Source organism: Streptomyces phytophilus (assembly GCF_013870535.1).
Taxonomy (GTDB): Bacteria; Actinomycetota; Actinomycetes; order Streptomycetales; family Streptomycetaceae; genus Streptomyces; species Streptomyces phytophilus.
In genome coordinates, this window is record NZ_JACBXC010001403.1 from 1 (window position 1) to 1,492 (window position 1,492).

Here is a 1,492-nt window from a genome sequence, read left to right on the forward strand (position 1 = left end):
CGAGCGCTTCGCCCGGCAGCGCGAGATCACCGATCCGGTCTTCACCTCGGCCGATGCCCGGGAGGGCGCGCTGGCCTTCACGGAGAAGAGGCCGCCGCGCTGGACGGGCCGCTGACGGCGCCCGGCCGCCGACCCCGGCATCAGGTCGCGTACCGGTCCCTGAGCTGTGCCTTCATCACCTTGCCGCCGGGGTTGCGGGGGAGGGTGTCGACGATCCTGACGTGCCGGGGGCGCTTGTACGCGGCGAGGTGCGCCCTGCTGAACGCCTCGATGTCGGCCGCCTCCGGCGGCTCGGCCGGGTCGCGCGGCACGATGACCGCGAGCGGCGTCTCGCCCCACTTCGGGTCCGGTACGCCCACGACGGCCGCCTCGGCGACCTTGGGGTGGGCGAGCAGGGCGTTCTCGACCTCGGCGCAGTAGATGTTCTCGCCGCCGGAGATGATCATGTCCTTCTTGCGGTCGAGGACGTAGAAGTAGCCCTCCTCGTCCTGCCGTACGAGGTCGCCGGAGTGGAACCAGCCGCCGCGGAAGGCTTCCGCGGTCTCCTCCGGCCGGTTCCAGTACTCCTTCATCACCATCGGGCTGCGGTAGACGATCTCGCCCGCCTCGCCCCGCGGCACGTCGTTCATCTCGTCGTCCACGACCCGCACTTCGACGTTGAGCAGCGGGGTGCCCACCGAGCCGATCTTGCGCAGCGCGTCCGGGCCGCGCAGCAGCGTCGTGACTGGGCTGCACTCCGTCTGCCCGAACGCGCTGCACACGTCGGCCTGCGGGAAGGTGCGGATCATCGTCTCCAGCAGCGGCGTGGCCGCCGGCGCGGCGCCCCACGAGATGCGGCGCAGCCGGGTCAGGTCGTGGCCGCCCAGCTCCGGCAGCGCGCAGACCGCCTGCCACTGGGCCGGGATCATGAAGCACGAGGTGACGCTCTCGTCGACCATGGTGCGCACGGTCGCGGCCGGGTCGAAGCCGCCGGACGGCGGGATGACGTTCGTGCCGCCGACGAGGAGCGGGGGCAGCAGCGTCGACAGGCCGGCGATGTGGAAGAGCGGCGCCGTGGACATCGACACCTCGTACGGCTGCGTGGTGCCCTGGGTGGCCATCGAACTGAAGGCGTGCAGCAGCAGGTTGCGGTGGGTGAGCACCGCGCCCTTCGGGGCGCCCGTCGTGCCGGAGGTGTACATGATGAACGCGGGGTCCTCGTCGCGGACCTCGTGTGCTTCATGCTCCGGGTCGGACTCCGGGGCTGCGGCGAGCGCGGCCTCGTAGTCGCCGCCGAGGGTCAGTGCGTACGACACGGACGGCGCGGAGCCGCGCGCCTCGGCCACCGCCGGGGCCAGCGCCGGGTCAGCGATCACGGCGCGGGCGCCGCTGTCCCGGAGCACGTACGCGATCTCCTGGGCCACCATGCGGAAGTTGACCGGCACCACGATCGCGCCGAGGCGCAGCGCGGCCAGCCAGCACTCCACCACCTCGATGCCGTTCAGGCCGAGGA

The 1,492-nt window shown here is 72.3% G+C and carries 1 protein-coding gene; it reads right to left on the minus strand.

What is annotated here, in order from left to right; genetic code table 11:
• Positions 1 to 140: 140 nt before the first annotated feature.
• Positions 141 to 1,492 (minus strand): AMP-binding protein (locus tag H5J30_RS32810; protein WP_181791326.1); only part of this gene is annotated, 1,352 nt, incomplete at its 5' end.